This window comes from Ruegeria sp. BJ6 (assembly GCF_056537885.1).
Genome location: NZ_JBQFSG010000003.1, coordinates 1 through 16,144, shown reverse-complemented (window position 1 = coordinate 16,144; position 16,144 = coordinate 1). Strand labels below are relative to the sequence as shown.

The window sequence follows — 16,144 nt, the reverse complement described above, 5'->3', positions numbered from 1 at the left end:
GAATGCGACAAGCCCGTGTAAGTCACTAGGAACGGCAGATATGAACGACGCTCTCTTTTCACTCCCCCAAGCGCCCCAAATTCCGGTAAACGGAGAAACCGGGGCATATCCAGTGGGGCGAATTTTTTGCGTCGGACGGAACTATGCGGCCCACGCAGCCGAGATGGGAAACGAGGTCGATCGCGAGGCGCCTTTCTATTTCACCAAATCCGCACCAAATGCGATCTTGTCGGGTGCGGTGGTTCCGTATCCACCTGGAACCGACAACTACCATCACGAGATGGAGCTGGTGCTGGCCATCGGTGAACCTGTCTTTCGCGTCAGCAGGGAAAATGCGTGGGACGCAGTGTATGCCTATGGCTGCGCACTGGACATGACCCGGCGGGATTTGCAGATAAGTGAGCGCAACAAGAAACGCCCGTGGGATCTGGGCAAGGATGTCGAAAGCGCCGCCGTTTTTGCGCCCCTGACCAAAGCGAGCGATTGGCAACCCTCTGACGGCAGACGCATCCACCTTGAAGTGAATGACACAACTCGACAGGACGCGCATCTTTCTGAGATGATCTGGAAGATCGACGAAATCATCAGCCATCTTTCAGGATTCTATCACTTACGACCGGGCGACCTGATCATGACCGGCACTCCAGCGGGGGTTGGTCCGGTTGTAGCGGGCGATGTGATTACTGGTGGAATCGACGGCCTTGCTCCCATCGGCTTGACGCTGACTGAGGCCGAATAGTCACCCTCCCCGACTGACTCGAACGGCATTTGTTCGAACATAAACAAAGACGAAGCTTGCCTGTTGGCCCGTTTCAGTTGCAGTCTTGGAACCAAGAGGGAGACGTCACGCAACTGCAATCCGGCTTTGACGCCAATCCGGGAAATCGGACTGCGCCAACAAGGTCGAAAAAAAATGATGGCAATATTTTGCATATTTTTCGAAAATTTGCATTATATCGCCAGACAAGAGGGGTCAAAGGGAGGATCAAATGACCAATCGGAGAACGCTTCTGAGCATGATCGGGGGTGCCGCCGTTGCCGCGCTGGCCACCGGTTTCAGCGCAGGAACAGCAATGGCACAGGAGGTCACGCTGAAACTGCACCAGTTTTTACCAGCGCAGGCCAACGTGCCGAAACTGGTACTGGATGTCTGGGCAGACAACGTGGAAAAGGACTCGGACGGCCGCATCAAGGTTGAACGGTACCCGTCCATGCAGCTGGGCGGAAAACCCCCGGAACTGATGGATCAGGCGATCGACGGCGTGGCGGATGTTGTCTGGACGGTCGTTGGATACACGCCAGGTCGGTTCCCCAGTACCGAAGTATTCGAACTGCCCTTCATGATGACGAATGCCCGGGCGGTTTCCCACGCGTACTGGGAAATGTTCGAAAAACACATGAAGGATGACGAATTCAAGGACGTCCACATTCTCGGGACCTGGGTGCATGGTCCCGGCATGATCCACACCGCCGACCCGGTCGAAAGCCCGGATGATTTGCAGGGGATGAAGATTCGCGGCGGGTCGCGCTCGGTCAACTCGCTGCTGACCAAGCTGGGGGCGACGCCGGTTGGTATGCCGGTACCCGCCGTTCCCGAGGGCCTGTCGAAAGGGGTGATCGACGGGACCACGATTCCATGGGAAGTCACAACCGCCCTCAAGGTGCCGGAACTGGTTGAAAACCACACCGAATTCGATGGCCGTGCGCTGTATACCCTGACCTTCGTGCTGGCAATGAACAAGGACAAGTACGACAGCCTGCCGGACGACCTGAAGAAGGTGGTCGACGACAACTCGGGTCTGGAGTTTTCGGTGTTCGCCGGAGGAACGCAGGCAGACGCGGACGGTCCGGCACGCGTTGTGGCCGAGGATCTGGGCAATAACATCATCACCATCGATGAGGCCAGCGTCGCAGAATGGCGTGAACTGGCCCAGCCGATCTATGATGAGTGGATAGCCGACATGGATTCAAAGGGCAAAGACGGTCAGGCCCTGCTGGAAGAGGCGCAGATGCTGATCGAAAAGTACACGCCGGAATATTCGAACTGATCCGGTAACTGACTGCAGGCCGCAGCGCAAAGGTGCTGCGGCCGAACCTTCCGAAGAACAGGCCAAGAGTTTATGCACAAAGTAATGATGGGGCTGGCCAGAACATTGGCCATCATTGGCGGGATTGTCCTGAGCGCGCTTATCTTGCTGACCTGCATATCCATCTCGGGCCGCTTGCTGAACGGGTTCTTTCACGGAGAGTTCATGCAATCCCTTGCCCCGGGCTTTGCCGACTGGGCGATCGGCATCGGCATCGGGCCTGTGAACGGTGATTTTGAACTGGTCGAGGCCGGAGTGGCCTTTGCCATATTCTGCTTCCTGCCACTGTGCCAGATCACTGCCGGTCACGCGTCGGTCGACATTCTGGCCAACACCTTTTCCAAGGGCGTCAACCGGTTCCTTCGGATGGTGACCGAGATTGTCTTTGCAGGTGTTCTGATCCTGATCACGTGGAAGCTGGGGGACGGCATGGTCAGCAAGAAAGCCTATGGCGAGACGACCTTTTTGCTGCAATTCCCGATCTGGTGGGCCTACGCGCTCAGCTTTACCGCCTCGTTGGCGGCGGCGATTGTAGGCGTCTACATGGCCTGCGTTCGTACCTATGAATTTGCAACTGGCCGCATCCTGATCTGGGACGGCGTGGAGGCATCCCATTGACCGCCCTCGAGATCGGTATCGCGTCCTTTCCCGCATTGATGGCGCTGATTTTCCTGCGCGTTCCCATTGGACTGGCCATGTTCCTTGTGGGTCTCGTCGGGCTTGTGTTGGTCACTGATGGCACGCAGGTTGCCTTTGCCCGCCTCAAGAACGAAACCTACACGACCTTTTCCAGCTATTCGCTGACCATCGTGCCGATGTTCCTGCTGATGGGACAGTTTGCGACGCTTGGCGGGATGTCGAATGCCCTGTTCAAAGCCGCCGAGGGCTGGCTGGGTCACAGGCGCGGCGGCGTCGCCATGGCCTCAATCGGGGCTTGCGCAGGATTTGGGGCCATTTGCGGATCCTCTCTGGCCACGGCGGCCACGATGGGGCGCGTCGCTCTGCCGGAACTGCGCCAATACGGTTATGCCGGTGGGTTTTCCACGGCAACACTGGCTGCGGGTGGCACGCTGGGTATCCTCATTCCGCCCTCTGTCGTGCTGGTGATCTATGCGATCCTGACCGAACAGAACATTGCCAAGCTGTTCCTTGCCGCATTCATCCCCGGAATTCTGGCCGCCATCGGCTACGTCATCGCGATATCAGTCTATGTGCGCCTTTATCCCGAAAGCGCCGGCACCCGTCCGCCGGTGCCCTATTCCGAGCGGTTTGCCGCCCTGCTGAACGTCTGGCCGGTGCTGGTCGTCTTCGGACTGGTTGTAGGCGGCATCTATCTGGGGTGGTTCACCCCCACCGAAGGGGCGGCAGTGGGTGCATTCGGCACCGCTGTCATAGCCTTTTTTAATGGCGGCCTGACACGGGAAACGCTGACAGACAGCTTTCTTGTCACCGCACGTTCGACCGCGATGATCTTTTTCATCATCCTTGGCGCGGCCTTCTATAACGGTTTTCTGGCCCTCACGCAGGTGCCGCAGGAACTGTCGAACTATGTGGTCAGCCAGGGCTTTTCCCCTTGGATGGTACTGGCACTGATCCTGTGTTTCTATCTTGTGTTCGGGTGTCTTATGGACAGCCTGTCCATGATCCTTCTGACAGTTCCGATTTTCTTTCCGGTCATATCAGCAATGGATTTCAACCTGATCTCGCTGCCCGCCATGCAGGCAGATGCCGCGATGGAGGTGCTGCGTTCAGGTACCCCCGAAGGCATGGGCGCTGGGATGCTCGCATCGATTCAAGAGGCCATCGCAACCGGTACGGAACTGACCCGCGATCAGATGAAGGAACTGGGTATCCGCGTCACTCGTGGCATGGCGAACCGGATCGAGGCCGAACATGTCGCCATCTGGTTTGGTATTCTGGTTCTGATCGTGGTCGAGGTCGGATTGATCACGCCACCGGTCGGCATGAACCTGTTCATCATCAACGCCATGGATCGCACCACGCGCATGGTGGATACCTACAAGGCCGTTCTGTTCTTTGTAGCGTCAGATATCATTCGGGTCATCATCCTTGTCGCATTTCCGGCCATTACCTTGTTTTTGCTGCCGGGATAGCCGATAGGTGCATTAAGATGCACAAAAACCCTTTTGTGATCGGCACTATCTTGCATAAATGCGTTTGGAATGCATTATTGCGCGCCAGGGGAGGGGCGCGCGCGGGCTGGAGAGGAGGGCCACCCGCGCGTAGCACCTCCACCCAAACCGGGAGAGATGACCATGAACGGCAATGCGGCTCTGTACTTCGTGGATCGGCACGTGGACGAAGGCAGGTCGCACAAGACGGCCTTTCGGGAAATCGCTGGGCATAAGCGCACCCTGACCTATGGAGATCTGTCCGATACGTCGGGCCAGGTTGCCGGAGCGCTGAACCGAGGAGGCATCGCCAGGGAATCGCGGGCCGCGATGCTGGTTCTGGATCAGATCGAATTCCCGCAGATATTCTGGGGCTGCCTGAAGGCAGGCGTCGTGCCGGTCCCGCTGAACACACTGCTGGCCCCGCCCGTCTACGAAACCATCCTGCACGACAGTCGCGCGACCTGCCTGTTCGTCTCGCAAGAGCTTTGGCCGGTCATCGGCTCAGTTGCGCTGTCCTCGCCATATCTGGAACGTATTGTGGTGATTGGAGCAGCTCCGGACGGGACCATAAGTTTCGATGCATTCATGGAAAATGCCATGCCGGTAAAGGCGGTTGACGCATCAGATGACGACACCGCGTTCTGGCTCTACTCCTCGGGTTCGACCGGGCAGCCAAAAGGCGTTCGCCATGTCCATGCCAGCCTTAGGGCAACGGCAGATACCTATGGGGCGCAAGTTCTGCAGATCAAACCGGATGATATTCTGTTTTCTGCGGCCAAGCTGTTCTTTGCTTATGGTCTGGGCAATGCCATGACCTTTCCGATGTCCGTGGGGGCCGAGACCCTGCTTTTTAATGGCCGCCCTACACCAGAAGGCATGATCGAGATCATCGCAGCCGAACAGCCCACGGTATTTTGCGGCGTCCCCACACTCTACGCCGGGATGGTTGCACAACTTGAAGCCGCAGATGTGCCGGATGTCACCCTGCGCCGCTGCATTTCTGCAGGCGAAGCCCTGCCCGAAGAAATCGGCCGCAGCTGGGCACGGTTGTGGAACACCGACATACTGGATGGCGTGGGATCCACCGAAATGCTGCACATATTTTTATCCAATGCACCGGATGACGTGGCTTATGGCACATCAGGGCGTCCGGTTCCGGGGTACGAAACCCGCCTTGTCGACGAAACCGGCAGCGACGTGGGCGTTGGCGAATTGGGTGAACTGCTGGTGCGGGGCGCATCTGCCGCGGACGGGTACTGGAACAAGCGCAACAAAAGCCGCACGACATTCGAAGGTGAATGGACCAGAACCGGCGACAAATACGAAATGACCGAAGACGGGCGCTATGTCTATTGCGGGCGAACCGACGACATGTTCAAAACATCAGGTATCTGGGTGTCGCCGTTCGAGGTCGAACAGGCACTGGTGGCGCACCCGGCGGTGTTAGAGGCGGCGGTTGTTGCGGCAAAGGATGGAAACGGATTGGAAAAGCCCAAAGCCTTCATTGTCCTGAAAGACGGCGAAGGCGGTGACCTTGCCAACGAACTGCAGGACTTTGTGAAAGACAAGGTCGGCAAGTGGAAATACCCAAGGTGGATCGAATTTGTCGAAGATCTGCCCAAAACCGCGACAGGCAAGATTCAGCGTTTCAAATTGCGGGATGACGTTTCATGATCGAATGGACCCGGTCCCCGGCAAAGCCCCTGAATGTCGGGGGTATTCGACTGGAATACGCGTGCTATGGCCCTGCGCCGTCAGACGCCCCAACGATCGTGTTGTTGCACGAGGGTTTGGGCAGCGTGGCCCTGTGGCGGGATTTTCCGCAGGAACTTGCGGACAAAACCGGGCTGGGCGTTCTGGCCTATTCCCGTCAGGGATATGGTCAATCCGATCCGGCGGACTTGCCGCGCCCCATGGATTTCATGACTCGTGAAGCAACCGACGTGCTGCCGCATATTCTGGATCAATCGGGTGTGAAACACTGCATCCTGTTCGGGCATTCCGATGGCGCCACCATTGCCGCGATCTATGCCGGAAGCGTCGAAGACCACCGTGTGCGCGGGCTGATCCTGGAGGCGCCGCATTTCTTTACCGAAGAAATCGGAATGGCTGAAATTGCCAGGGCGCGGGGCTCTTATGAGAATTCTGGTCTGAAAAGCAGGCTGGCAAAATACCACGAGGACCCCGATGGCGCGTTTTTTGGCTGGAGCGACGCCTGGCTGAATCCGGCGTTCCGGACGTGGAACGTTGCCGAGGTGATCGACTATATTCGCGTGCCCATTCTGGCCATTCAGGGGCGCAACGACCAATACGGGACGCTGGACCAGATCGCCGAGATCGAAACGCGCGCCTATTGCCCTGTCGATACCGCCATATTGGAGTGCCGACATGAACCGCATGTCGAGGCGCGCGCGGCGACGCTGGAGGCTGTTGCGGAATATTGCGCCCGGTTGCAGCGGATCGAAACGGCCAACGTCACCCCGGCCTGAACTGTGCGCCTTGTTTTACCCGATCATGCATATGTCCCGGGTCAGACCGCGCGGCATCCGGACGGGCTGTTTTCCGCGCTTGTACACTCGGTCAGGCCCGAAATGTCCGTAGCTCAGATCAGGGCATCCGACGCATGGCAGGGCGGGTGGGTTTTGTTTGATCAGGGCTTCTTTTGGGAAGCGCATGAGGTCTGGGAACCCGTTTGGATGTGCCTGCCGCGACACTCGGATGAGCGCACCATGGTGCAGGCCTGCATCCAGCTTGCGAACGCGCATCTCAAGAAGATCATGGGACGTCCCAATGCCGTCCTGCGGCTTTGCGAGATGGTGGAGCGGCAGATCGGGAGCTTCAACAACTCTGCCCCTGTGTTCGGAGTTGACGTTTCAGAGCTGAATCGACGCGTTCAGTACCTGCATTCACACCCAATTTAAGCAAGATATTGCAAAATACCACGAGCGCGCTGCAAAAATTTGCGTGTTAAATGCATTATTTTGCCAATATCACCTTGCCGCTGGAGTATCTGCAAACTACACTTCCCGGATGTCACATTGAGGTACCCGTCATGCCCCAGCGCATCGACTTTCAGACTGATCCATCGAAGTACCGCCATTGGCGCGTCGAATACGATGGCGATATTGCCAATCTGTTCATGGACGTGGACGAGAAAGGTGGGCTGCGCCCCGGGTATGATCTGAAGCTGAATTCATATGATCTGGGCGTGGATATCGAACTGTCCGATATCGTGCAGCGGATGCGATTTGAACATCCCGAGGTCAGGGTTGTCGTGATGCAATCCGGGAAGGATCGCGTGTTCTGCGCGGGTGCCAACATACGGATGCTGGGCGGCGCCAGCCACGCGCACAAGGTGAATTTCTGCAAGTTCACCAATGAAACGCGAAACACTTATGAGGCCGCAGAAGAAGATTCGGGGCAGAAATACGTCGCGGCCATCAAGGGCTCCTGCGCTGGTGGCGGGTATGAACTGGCGCTGGCGTGCAATCACATCATGCTGACCAATGACAGTTCATCCTCGGTGGCCTTGCCAGAGGTACCTTTGCTTGCGGTATTGCCAGGAACCGGCGGGCTGACTCGTGTAACGGACAAACGCAAGGTCAGGCGTGATCTGGCGGATGTGTTTTGTTCCCTCGAAGAAGGGGTGCGCGGTCAGCGGGCCGTCGATTGGAATCTTGTTGATGAAATCGCCCCGAATTCCAGATTTGATGAGGTTGTGCAGGAGCGCGCGCGTGAATTCGCAAGTGCCGCGGATAAGCCAAGCAATCCGAAAGGCATCGTGTTAGAGCCACTTTCCCGAACTTTCGGCGATGATGGTTCAATCACCTATTCCAGCGTCGAGGTAGCACTTGACCAAACTGCCGGCACTGCAACGATAACGATCAGGGGTCCGGAACAGGATGCGCCGTCCGATACCGATGAGCTGTGCAAGCAGGGCGCAGAAACCTGGAGCCTCAGGACCGCGCGAGAGCTTGATGACGCCATTTTGCATCTACGCCTGAATGAGCGGAAGGTTGGCCTGATCGTCTTTCAGACCCAGGGCGACCCCGCGCATGTTCTGGCGCACGAAAAGTTCCTGCTCGACAATCGCGACAACTGGCTGGCCAACGAAATTCTGCTCTATTGGAAGCGCGTGCTGAAACGGGTCGACATGACCTCGCGCAGCCTAGTGGCGTTGGTGGAACACGGGTCCTGTTACGCCGGGATGCTGGCTGAACTGCTGTGGGCCGTGGACCGGTCTTATATGATGCTGGACGAGTTCGAGGGCGACAATCGACCGCTGGCAGCAATCACGTTGAGCGAGGGCAATTTCGGCACCTATCCCATGGGCAACGATCTGACCCGGTTGGCCACACGGTTCTGGGGTGATCCCGACAGCGCAGAGGCGCTGAAGGAACACATAGCCGAGGCGTTGGATGCCGAAGCCGCAGAAAAGCTGGGTCTGGTGACCTATGCCTTTGACGATATCGACTGGGAAGACGAGGTGCGCATCTTTTTGGAGGAACGCGCCAGCTTTTCCCCCGACGCAATGACGGGGATGGAGGCCAACCTGCGCTTTGCGGGACCAGAAACGATGGAAACACGGATATTCGGTCGGCTGACGGCTTGGCAGAACTGGATTTTCCAGCGACCCAACGCGGTTGGGCCGGATGGTGCGTTGCAACGCTATGGCAGCGGATTGCGCGGTGAATATGACATGGAACGTGTGTAAGGCCGGCGGAGGAGAGATATGCTCGACCTGATCAACGTAAGTTACGACACCCAGATACCCAATAATGTGGGTCTAAGTCAGGATAAAAAGGTGCTGAAGGCGCTGGAGAAGTGGCACCCCGGTTATATCAACTGGTGGAACGATCTGATCCCGCAGAACTTTCAGGACTCGCTTGTGTACCTGCGCACCGCCGTCAGTGTGGACCCTAAAGGCTGGGCCAAGTTCGATTATGTGAAAATGCCGGAATACCGCTGGGGCGTTTTGCTGGCTCCACAGGTTGAGGAACGGATAATTCCCTGTGGCGAACACAAGGGGGAACCAGCATGGCAGGAGGTTCCGGGCGAGTACCGCAACATGCTAAAGCGCCTGATCGTCATTCAGGGAGATACGGAACCTGCCTCGGTCGAACAACAGCGCCTGTTGGCCCTGACCGCGCCCTCGCTTTACGATATGCGCAATCTGTTTCAGGTGAACGTCGAAGAGGGGCGGCACCTTTGGGCGATGGTCTATCTGCTGCACAAGTATTTCGGCCGCGATGGCCGGGAAGAGGCGGATGATCTGCTGCGCCGCCAGTCAGGCTCGGAAGAAGCGCCCCGTATGCTGGGTGCGTTCAACGAGGAAACGCCGGATTGGCTGTCCTTTTTCATGTTCACCTATTTCACCGACCGGGACGGCAAAATGCAGCTGGAATCGCTGGCGCAGTCCGGCTTTGACCCGCTCAGCCGGACCTGCCGTTTCATGCTGACCGAAGAGGCACACCACATGTTCGTGGGTGAAACCGGTGTTGGCCGCACGATTCAGCGCACCTGCGAAGTCATGAAGGAAAACGGGATCGACGACCCTTATGATGTCGGCCGAATTCGCGATCTTGGCGTCATTGATCTGCCGACGATCCAGAAAAAGCTGAATCTGCACTATACCCTGTCGCTGGACCTGTTCGGGCAGGAGGTGTCGACCAACGCCGCCAATGCGTTCAACGCAGGCATCAAGGGCCGGTACATGGAAAGCCGCCTGAAGGATGACCACAAGTTGCAGAACGACACATACACGGTCTGGGATCTTGAGGACGGAAAAGCTGTGGCAAAACAGGTCCCCGCCCTGACCGCGATTAATATGCGTTTGCGGGACGACTATACCAAGGACGCCGCCGGTGGCGTCGGCCGCTGGAACAAGATTATCGAAAAACTGGGGGTCGAGTTTGAATTGGCGCTTCCGCACGAGGCGTTCAACCGCAAGATCGGCGTCTTTGCGGATCAGAGGTTCAACCCGGAAGGCAAACTTGTCAGTGCTGAGGAATACGAACGTGGCCTGCAGGACTGGCTGCCGTCCGGCGCTGACGGCGATTTCATCCAGTCCCTGATGAAGCCCTGTTACGAGCCCGGCGAATATGCCAGCTGGATTGCCCCACCCAAAGTGGGCATCGACAACAAGCCAGGCGATTTCGAATACGTCAAACTGCACATGGCCTAGCGCCCGAATCCAAGCCGGATGCCGCAAATGGAAACAATTTGTGACGAAAACAGCATTGACGGACTCAGCATTTGTCCTGTTCGCTGGAACCGGCTTGTTCACAAGGGGAGACCCCCAATGCAGATCAACCGCTCCAAGGCCGAGACGCCGCAGCTCAAAGCCCTCGCCGGTCAGATATCCGCGCTGCAGGGGCCCTGTGTCGGCTGTTCCGACTGCGTCGGTCTGTGCGAAGCACTGATCGAAACGTTGGTTTTGCCTGACGTGATCCTGTCCAAAAACCGCGAGAGTTCATGAACCAGCCGCTCAAGCAGCACCTGATCGACCCTGAAATCTGCATTCGTTGCTACACATGCGAGATGACCTGCCCCGAGGAGGCCATCGAACATGACGACATGAACGTCGTCGTGGACGCGTCCAAATGCAACGGCTGTATGGATTGCATCCCTGTCTGTCCCACCGGCTCAATCGACAACTGGCGTGTGGTCGCCACACCGTATTCGCTGGAAGATCAGTATGACTGGATGGAACTGCCTGAACAGCAAGAGGTTTCGGGTGAAAGCGAAATAGAAGCGCTGGACGAGGCGATCGAGGCCTTGCTGGAAGAGGCTCACAAAGGCGCAGGCGGCAAGGCCCGGGCGCCGGCAACGGCTTCGAAACCTTCAATCAGCATGTATGGGTTGGCCAAACCGGCGCTGGCGAAAGTCACCGGCAATTTCCGCCTGACGGCAGAAGACAGCGACAGCGATGTCCGGCACATCATTCTGGATTTCGGGTCACTGCCCTTTCCGGTGCTCGAGGGGCAAAGCATCGGGATTATCCCGCCGGGCACCGACGAAAACGGCAATGCCCGCCTGCCCCGGCTTTATTCGGTTTCCAGCCCCCGAGACGGAGAGCGGCCGAATTTCAACAACTTGTCGCTGACGGTCAAGCGCGAGGAGCTGGGGGTTTGCTCCAACTACGTTTGCGATCTCCGGCCCGGCGATTCTGTTCAGGTCACCGGTCCCTTTGGGGCAACCTTCTTGCTGCCATCAGACCCTAATGCGCAACTTTTGATGATCTGCACCGGTACCGGCTCGGCGCCGTTTCGCGCCTTTACCATGCGGCGCCAGCGCGAAAATCCATCTCTTAACGGTTCGTTGACCCTAGTGTTCGGTGCACGCCGTCCGCAGGAACTGCCGTATTTCGGACCGCTTAAAAAAGTGCCCGATGCATTTCTGACCAAGCATTTTGCGTATTCCCGTCAGGACGGACAGCCAAAACACTATGTCCAGGACAAGCTGCGCGAACAGGCCGACAGGGTTGGGAAACTGTTGGCCGATCCGAATTCCTACATCTACGTCTGTGGCCTGAAGGCCATGGAGCAGGGCGTTGAAGAAGCCTTGGGTGATATTGCGCGTGGGGTAGGTCTGGATTGGGGCGACCTGCGCAATACCATGCGTGAAAGCGGTCGCTATCACGTCGAAACATATTGAGATTACAGGACCGTTCGGCAATTGGGATTGCCCCTCCGGTCCGCCCGTCGTAATTTGTGCATTATTTCACATAAACGGCACGGCGGAATGAGCGAAACCAGAGGATTCAGAGACAACGACACGGCACAGGACGGCTCTGACCCGGCCGAAGCTTCGGTAAGCGAACTCATTTCCCGTGTGGGCGAGAGGGTGAGGAAAGCCCGTCAGATGCGGGCCATCCCGCGTCGTGTCCTTTCTGAAATCTCCGGTGTGTCCCCCCGGTATCTGGCTCAGCTTGAGGCGGGCGAAGGCAATATTTCAATCGGCCTGCTGCAGCGCGTCGCCACGGCGCTGGATCACCGCATCGAATGGCTGATCAGCGAGGATGACCCCTGGAGTTCCGACGCGTTGCGTGTTGCCGATCTCTATCGAAACGCCAGTGAAGACGTGAAGAAGATGGTGCTGCATGCACTCAGCCCGGAACCCGAAGAGGTCCTGCGCGCCAACAGAATATGCCTTGTCGGACTGAGAGGGGCGGGAAAGTCCACTCTGGGTGCGCTGCTTGGTGCCCGATACGATCTGCCCTTCGTGGAATTGAACGCCCTGATCGAAGAACAGGCCGGGATGCCGGTGGCCGAGGTCATGGCGCTTTATGGTCAGGAGGGGTACCGGAAACTGGAATCCCGAGCCCTAAACCGGGTCATCGAAACCCACGACAAGATGGTCCTTGCCGTGGCAGGCGGTATCGTGGCCGAGCCCGAAACCTACAACACGTTGCTGGGCAGGTTCCACACAATCTGGCTGCGTGCATCGCCGGTTGAACACATGGATCGGGTGCGGGCACAGGGTGATGAGCGCCCAATGGCCGGAAACCCCGAGGCGATGGAACAGCTGAAATCGATCCTGACAAGCCGCGAGGCACTGTACGGCCGTGCTCAGGCGCAACTGGACACATCCGGCCAAGGCGTGCAATCGTCGCTGGCCGAACTGAAAAAACTGGTCGACAGCCGGGGTTTTCTCGATTGATCGGCAAGAGCCTACTTTGAATCGCGAAGCCATCCATCTGCATAGACAACGCGGTCCATGCCTGAAAACCGGCGAACCCGCTCCAGTTCGGCGTCCAACCGTCGGGATCTGGCGGTTGACCATTTGACCCCTCGTTCCGGCCAAAGGGCCTTGACCCGCAATTCGCCACAGTTCCGATGCGCCTTCATGTCAATCCGGCCTATCAGCCTGTCGCCCTCCAGAAGGGGAAACACGTAATACCCGTACACCCGTTTGAGTTCCGGCACGAAAACCTCGATCCGGTAGTGAAAACCAAACAACCTAAGCGCCCGGTTTCTGTCGCGCAGCGCAGGATCAAAAGGGCTCAGAACCCGCATACGCCCCGGGGCTGCAGGCAGTTTCCCCACCTCCGCCAGTGTTTTCGGACGGGCAAAAGTCTTGCGAATACGGCCGTCGCAGCATTCAATCTCAATTTCCTCTATGACCCCGTCTTGCACGGCCCTCAGGCACCATTCCTTTGCCTCAGCCGAAGAAACCGTGTCCCAGAAAGCCGCTAGTTCGCCCGAGGTTGCAAAACCAAGCCGGTCCAGCGCTGCATTGCATAACCAGTCGACGGTGGCTTCGACATCACAGGGGGACAGACCGGGATGCAGGTGTGTGTCGATCACCCGTTCGGTCAGATCGTATCGCTTTTGAAACCCCTCGCGCCCGACAACCGTCAACGCGCCGGATCGCCAAAGATACTCCAGCGCGGTTTTGGACGGATGCCAGTCCCACCAACCGCCCGAACCCTTCTTTTCATCCTTTCCAACATCGGATGAACCAACCGGACCCTGATCACGAATATGCCGAAGAACCGTTTCGAACTGTTTTTCAAACCCGTCCCGCCGCCAGTTCTTATACCGAGACCTTAGCAATTCCGCATCGCGTTGAAACCGAAGATGCCAATGGGGGTAGAACTCCATCGGAATAACAGCCGCATCGTGCGTCCAGTGTTCGAACAGAGCGCGGTCGCGTTCATAAAGCCGCTTGAGATCCCGGCTGCGATACGTCGGACGTCGCGCAAACAGGATCATGTCATGGGCGCGAGCCACAGTGTTGATACTGTCAAGCTGAACGAACCCCAGCCGATGTATCAGGGTCAGCAGGTGTTCGCCCGTGGCAGGCCCCGCGGGTTGTTCCAACAATGCATGGCGGTCCAGAAAAAGAGCCCGCGCCGCGCGATTGCCCAACCGTTGCAGCGCCACTGTCTCAGCGCCGTTTCAGTGTGTCGCCAAAGCTGATCTTGGGGGTCAGGTTCAGATGAACCTCTGTTTCCGCGTCCGGATTTTCCAGCCGTTCGGAAATAATCCCGGCCGCCTTCCGCCCGATCTCCAGCCTGCAGGCGTCCATCGTGGCCAGTTTGCGCGGCAAACCCTGAAGAAGCTCTACATTATTAAACCCCGCCAACCCGATCTGGCCAGGCACATCAATACCCTGATCCAACAGATAAAGCAGCCCCCCCGCCCCGATCATATCGTTGGAATAATACAGAAAATCCAGATCCGGTGATCGCTCCAGCATGGCCTTTGTCATCTCGCGCCCTTTGGCCAGGGCCGATCCGCCGGAATAAAACTCGCGGTCTTCTATTTCGACGCCGTTTTTACCCAGAACTTCGGTGAACCCTTCAAACCGCTTCCGCGCCCTGTGGTCCAGCGGCATCTTGGTGCCCATAAAGCCGATATGGCGATACCCGGCCTTCAGGATTGCCTGCGCCATTTCGCGTCCGGCCCGACGGTGTGAAATGCCAACCATGGCATCCACGGGCTTTCCGTCGGTATCCATGATTTCAACGACAGGAATACCGGCCGAATCCAGCATCGCCCGAGCAGCATCCGTATGTTCCAACCCGGCGATAATGACGCCGGACGGACGCCACGACAGCATCTCATACAGAACCTTTTCCTCTTTCTCGGGCAGGTAGTCGGTGACACCTACAACCGGTTGCAGTTCCGTATCTTCCAGAACTTGATTGATACCGGTCAGAACTTCGGGGAAGACCATGTTCGACAGCGAGGGAATGATGACCGCGACAAGGTTCACCCGGTTTGATGCCAATGCACCCGCAATCTTGTTGGGTACATAGCCAAGCTCTTTGGCTGCCGCCAGAACGCGCTTGCGAGTGGCATCGGATACGTCCCCGCGATTGCGCAGAACCCGGCTCACTGTCATCTCTGACACTCCGGACGCTTCCGAGACATCACGAAGGGTGAGCGGGCGTTTTGTATCTGTGGTCACGAGGGTACCTGCATTGCTTGTTTTACCGGATGGTAGCGTGAACAGGGCAATCTTTACAACTGTTGCGCAAAGGCGATGACAAGCCTGAAAAAGGCGGGTACAGAGAGGTTCGCAGGCCCCGTGGCTCAACTGGATAGAGCAGCCCCCTCCTAAGGGGCAGGTTGCAGGTTCGAATCCTGCCGGGGTCGCGAAAACTACAAAATTATTCAAAGTATTACGGGATTCGGCGCGATCCGTTTACAGGATTTTGCCATAACTGTACCGGAACATGTAAATGAACACCGATTTTCGCCGTTTATTCGACGTCAGAAGCCAACGCCCGTCAAAGGAAACGGTAAAATCAACAGGCCCAATTTCTAGTTATAAAATCAACCCCTGCCGAGGAAATCTCGACAAGGGTCAAATTTGTATCCCAATCGAACCATTGTGTGCACTAGTCCCGCTGAACCTGAAGAGTTTCTTGCCCTTGTTGCCTTCGATGTAATCGGTGATTCTATTCAATGCGAGATCACAGTGGGGGAGCCACCCCATATGATAGATTTCTAATACTCACCTCAATCGGGTGCCTAGGCTACCTTTTTTCTACCCAGGAAATTACTTGCCCGGGATCTTCACGCCACAAGACAATCAAGTCCCGGATTGCAGCCTCTATTGAACAAGAAACGCTCAAATGCAGGTCGTGAACGCAGAACGGGTCATCAAGCGATCAAGGGCAGATATTTGCGTAGTATCCCATAGGGGCATCCCGGAATGAGAAAAACCGCCTTGCGACGGCTGGTTCGCTAAAGTTGGTTGCGGGAGCAGGATTTGAACCTGCGACCTTCAGGTTATGAGCCTGACGAGCTACCGGGCTGCTCCATCCCGCGACACTTTTTGAGACCTATGGCTTACGCTATTTGAGGTCTTGCGTTGGTCTAGTGGCTATTTGGCCAGTTGAGACCTGGTCGTGTTTTTTTCATCGTTAGAGAGATGAGGGGATTTTTCTAGGTTTGGCGGTGACCTACT

General features: G+C 57.1%; 14 protein-coding genes and 2 tRNA genes. 13 read left to right on the top strand and 3 right to left on the bottom strand.

The annotated features are described in order from the left end of the window. The first annotated feature begins 40 nt into the window (after window positions 1-40). From ACR0D6_RS09000 to ACR0D6_RS08945, 12 genes are all read left to right on the top strand, one after another. Window positions 41-739, top strand: coding sequence for a fumarylacetoacetate hydrolase family protein (locus ACR0D6_RS09000; protein ID WP_480765264.1), 699 nt, complete (start codon window positions 41-43; stop codon window positions 737-739). A gap of 250 nt (window positions 740-989) precedes the next feature. Further along, window positions 990-2,048 carry a TRAP transporter substrate-binding protein gene (locus ACR0D6_RS08995; RefSeq protein ID WP_170653445.1) on the top strand — a complete coding sequence of 353 codons (1,059 nt, stop codon included), beginning with the start codon at window positions 990-992 and terminating at the stop codon, window positions 2,046-2,048. A gap of 72 nt (window positions 2,049-2,120) precedes the next feature. After that, entirely contained in the window at window positions 2,121-2,705 is a 585-nt protein-coding gene (locus ACR0D6_RS08990) for a TRAP transporter small permease (protein ID WP_480450962.1), read from the top strand. Beyond that, window positions 2,702-4,201 (top strand): TRAP transporter large permease, encoded by a 1,500-nt coding sequence (locus ACR0D6_RS08985; RefSeq protein WP_170653441.1) that lies wholly within the window; start codon window positions 2,702-2,704, stop codon window positions 4,199-4,201. The genes ACR0D6_RS08990 and ACR0D6_RS08985 overlap by 4 nt, the downstream gene beginning before the upstream one ends. 162 nt (window positions 4,202-4,363) lie before the next feature. Further along, window positions 4,364-5,896: a benzoate-CoA ligase family protein gene (locus ACR0D6_RS08980; protein WP_480765263.1), complete on the top strand. Its 1,533-nt coding sequence runs from the start codon at window positions 4,364-4,366 to the stop codon at window positions 5,894-5,896. After that, on the top strand, window positions 5,893-6,711 hold the full coding sequence (locus ACR0D6_RS08975; RefSeq protein ID WP_480765262.1) for an alpha/beta fold hydrolase: 819 nt from the start codon (window positions 5,893-5,895) through the stop codon (window positions 6,709-6,711). Before ACR0D6_RS08980 ends, ACR0D6_RS08975 begins: the two co-directional genes overlap by 4 nt. Window positions 6,712-6,714: 3 nt before the next feature. Continuing rightward, window positions 6,715-7,143 carry a DUF309 domain-containing protein gene (locus ACR0D6_RS08970; RefSeq protein ID WP_480765261.1) on the top strand — a complete coding sequence of 143 codons (429 nt, stop codon included), beginning with the start codon at window positions 6,715-6,717 and terminating at the stop codon, window positions 7,141-7,143. Window positions 7,144-7,274: 131 nt separating this feature from the next. Beyond that, window positions 7,275-8,936, top strand: a complete 1,662-nt coding sequence (gene boxC / locus ACR0D6_RS08965) for a 2,3-epoxybenzoyl-CoA dihydrolase (RefSeq protein WP_480765260.1) — start codon at window positions 7,275-7,277, stop codon at window positions 8,934-8,936. An 18-nt stretch (window positions 8,937-8,954) separates the two neighbouring features. After that, window positions 8,955-10,406 carry a benzoyl-CoA 2,3-epoxidase subunit BoxB gene (gene boxB / locus ACR0D6_RS08960; RefSeq protein ID WP_480765259.1) on the top strand — a complete coding sequence of 484 codons (1,452 nt, stop codon included), beginning with the start codon at window positions 8,955-8,957 and terminating at the stop codon, window positions 10,404-10,406. A gap of 117 nt (window positions 10,407-10,523) precedes the next feature. Then, window positions 10,524-10,700 (top strand): hypothetical protein, encoded by a 177-nt coding sequence (locus ACR0D6_RS08955; protein ID WP_170653431.1) that lies wholly within the window; start codon window positions 10,524-10,526, stop codon window positions 10,698-10,700. Beyond that, entirely contained in the window at window positions 10,697-11,878 is a 1,182-nt protein-coding gene (boxA, locus tag ACR0D6_RS08950) for a benzoyl-CoA 2,3-epoxidase subunit BoxA (protein WP_480765258.1), read from the top strand. Before ACR0D6_RS08955 ends, boxA begins: the two co-directional genes overlap by 4 nt. A gap of 87 nt (window positions 11,879-11,965) precedes the next feature. Further along, window positions 11,966-12,883 (top strand): helix-turn-helix transcriptional regulator, encoded by a 918-nt coding sequence (locus tag ACR0D6_RS08945; protein WP_480765257.1) that lies wholly within the window; start codon window positions 11,966-11,968, stop codon window positions 12,881-12,883. A gap of 11 nt (window positions 12,884-12,894) precedes the next feature. On the opposite strand, the gene ACR0D6_RS08940 is transcribed toward ACR0D6_RS08945, so the two are convergent. Next, the gene (locus ACR0D6_RS08940; RefSeq protein WP_480765256.1) at window positions 12,895-14,109 is read right to left on the bottom strand and encodes a winged helix-turn-helix domain-containing protein; all 1,215 of its coding nucleotides are present in this window, start codon (window positions 14,107-14,109) and stop codon (window positions 12,895-12,897) included. Window positions 14,110-14,113: 4 nt separating this feature from the next. Beyond that, window positions 14,114-15,139: a LacI family DNA-binding transcriptional regulator gene (locus ACR0D6_RS08935; protein ID WP_170653423.1), complete on the bottom strand. Its 1,026-nt coding sequence runs from the start codon at window positions 15,137-15,139 to the stop codon at window positions 14,114-14,116. 114 nt (window positions 15,140-15,253) lie between these two features. Between ACR0D6_RS08935 and ACR0D6_RS08930 the strand changes: the two genes are divergently transcribed. Continuing rightward, a tRNA-Arg gene (locus ACR0D6_RS08930) sits at window positions 15,254-15,327 on the top strand. Between the two features lie 601 nt (window positions 15,328-15,928). On the opposite strand, the gene ACR0D6_RS08925 is transcribed toward ACR0D6_RS08930, so the two are convergent. After that, window positions 15,929-16,005 (bottom strand) — tRNA-Met (locus tag ACR0D6_RS08925). Window positions 16,006-16,144 lie beyond the last annotated feature (139 nt).

Excerpts from the sequence above, each read along its gene's own strand:
- ACR0D6_RS08990 (WP_480450962.1), top strand. The coding sequence starts at position 2,121 with ATGCACAAAGTAATGATGGGGCTGGCCAGAACATTGGCCATCATTGGC.
- boxA (WP_480765258.1), top strand. The coding sequence starts at position 10,697 with ATGAACCAGCCGCTCAAGCAGCACCTGATCGACCCTGAAATCTGCATT.
- ACR0D6_RS09000 (WP_480765264.1), top strand. The coding sequence starts at position 41 with ATGAACGACGCTCTCTTTTCACTCCCCCAAGCGCCCCAAATTCCGGTA.
- ACR0D6_RS08955 (WP_170653431.1), top strand. The coding sequence starts at position 10,524 with ATGCAGATCAACCGCTCCAAGGCCGAGACGCCGCAGCTCAAAGCCCTC.
- ACR0D6_RS08975 (WP_480765262.1), top strand. The coding sequence starts at position 5,893 with ATGATCGAATGGACCCGGTCCCCGGCAAAGCCCCTGAATGTCGGGGGT.
- boxC (WP_480765260.1), top strand. The coding sequence starts at position 7,275 with ATGCCCCAGCGCATCGACTTTCAGACTGATCCATCGAAGTACCGCCAT.
- boxB (WP_480765259.1), top strand. The coding sequence starts at position 8,955 with ATGCTCGACCTGATCAACGTAAGTTACGACACCCAGATACCCAATAAT.
- ACR0D6_RS08995 (WP_170653445.1), top strand. The coding sequence starts at position 990 with ATGACCAATCGGAGAACGCTTCTGAGCATGATCGGGGGTGCCGCCGTT.
- ACR0D6_RS08980 (WP_480765263.1), top strand. The coding sequence starts at position 4,364 with ATGAACGGCAATGCGGCTCTGTACTTCGTGGATCGGCACGTGGACGAA.
- ACR0D6_RS08945 (WP_480765257.1), top strand. The coding sequence starts at position 11,966 with ATGAGCGAAACCAGAGGATTCAGAGACAACGACACGGCACAGGACGGC.